Source organism: Pseudoflavonifractor phocaeensis (assembly GCF_016901955.1).
Lineage (GTDB): Bacteria > Bacillota > Clostridia > Oscillospirales > Oscillospiraceae > Flavonifractor > Flavonifractor phocaeensis_A.
In genome coordinates, this window is sequence record NZ_JACJLC010000172.1 from 1 (window position 1) to 1,795 (window position 1,795).

Annotated in this window: 2 protein-coding genes; both read left to right on the forward strand. The window is 54.8% G+C overall.

All coding sequences use genetic code 11. The features are described from left to right. Positions 1-1,220 (forward strand): ATP-binding protein (locus H6B51_RS16880; RefSeq protein ID WP_204884758.1); only part of this gene is annotated, 1,220 nt, incomplete at its 5' end. A gap of 54 nt (positions 1,221-1,274) precedes the next feature. Continuing rightward, complete coding sequence (locus tag H6B51_RS18380) at positions 1,275-1,658, forward strand: TniQ family protein (protein ID WP_335342199.1); 384 nt, start codon at positions 1,275-1,277, stop codon at positions 1,656-1,658. The last annotated feature ends 137 nt before the right edge of the window (positions 1,659-1,795 follow it).

Sequence of the window (1,795 nt, forward strand, 5' to 3'; positions counted from 1 at the left end):
AATCCGTCGCAAGCTACCCACCTATCCCCTATGATCTGGCTCAGATGTCACCCGAGGAACGACGGGAACTGCTGCCATCGCTCGCCTCGATATATGTGCCAATGCCGTATCAGTACGCCATCTATGACACGCTATACCGGGCGATCTCTACGACGTACCGAACGGCCGATGTGCTGGAGTCGACCAGGGCAATCAACGCCTACTACTGTGGCCGAGCCACCAACTATGCCACGCAGGCAGACAGCGGGTCTATCTTGGGGGTCCCGGGGTGTGGCAAGACGGCCACTGTGCGCCGGTGCCTGTCCACGATGCCGCAGGTGATTGAGCACATGGAGTACCAAGGGAAGCCCTGTTACTGCAAACAAGTGCTGTGGCTGCATGTGGAGTGCCCAAGCGATTGCTCGGTCAAGACTCTTGGCTTTGGGATCATGGCCGCACTTGACCTGGCAATTGGGTCGAAGTACCTGCAATCAACGCAGGGTCTGCGGTCGGCCTCAGCATCTGCCATCGCAGTGCAGACAAAAATCCTGCTTACCAACCATCATGTGGGGCTGCTGGTAGTCGACGAAATTCAGAACGCAGTACTGACCGCCCGAAAAAACCGTCAAGAGAAGCCGCTGCTCAGGTTTTTGGTCGAGCTCACAAACGAGACGATGACCTCCATCTATTTTGTGGGTACCCCAGTGGCAGAAGAACTCTTTGTATCCCAGGAACATCTCAAACGGCGCACCAGAGGCATCCGACTGGCACCGTTTCGGCCAGATGGTGCGTATTTGGAGTTTGTCAAAAGAATCTGGCCATACCAATACACATGGCAGTTGGCAGAGCTGACTACCTCGCTTACCAATAAGCTATACGATTGCAGCGGCGGCATCCCGGCCTATGTCATCAAGATTTTTGCAGAGTCACAGGCCCAAGCCCTGCTTCAGGCGCACAGCTGTATCGATGAAAAAGTGATCCAGCGGGCGGTCGAACTGATGGCTATCAAGGTACCCAGGACTTATGCGGCCGGCACTTACATTTCAGATTTTGAGATTGGAATGAGTGCACCAGAGCCGCCGCCAGAGACGGAAGAAGTGCCAAGGCAATATGCAGTCAAAAGAGGCCGTAAAGCAGCACAGCGGGATGATGGTGACTTGCTCGTTGCGTACAACAATGGAGTAGACATTGAGACGCACATAAAGGAGAACGGATATCTGGAGGCGGATTATCATGGGTAGCCAAGAGACGCACTGGGGTGCTGTTGCGCTTGCACATCTGATAGTCTTGTTCCAATGCTGACCTATTTTCCCACGCCCTACCCCGGGGAGTGGTGGTACTCTGTCCTCTGCCGTTACCATGTGAGATCTGGAAATCCCAAGCACGCAACCACCATCAACGAACTATACGGTGGCCGGCCTATGGTGCATGGCAGGCTTATCCCCGGAGGCGACTGCGCTGCCATCTTGTCCAACTTACCGCCAGGGGTGTTGTCGATCGATGATGTATTGGCCAATCATACTCTGCTGCCATACTATACCAGGTTTTTCCAACGGACAAAAAACGTCAGGTATGGGAGGCATTACAGGCAGGCCGTGGCTCAGGGATCACCAGCGTGCGGACGCAGATGCCAGATGGCACAGAAGGGCTCAAGTATTGCCCCAACTGTTATCTCTTAGATACACAGGAATATGGGGAGCCATTTTGTGCATACGCCGCTCCAAAAGTGCAGCTTGACCGCAGATGATGGTGCATCACCACCGCTGGAATGGTGCACTGCTTCCGCGGAAATGGTGCATGGCGGCCGCGGGCGTGG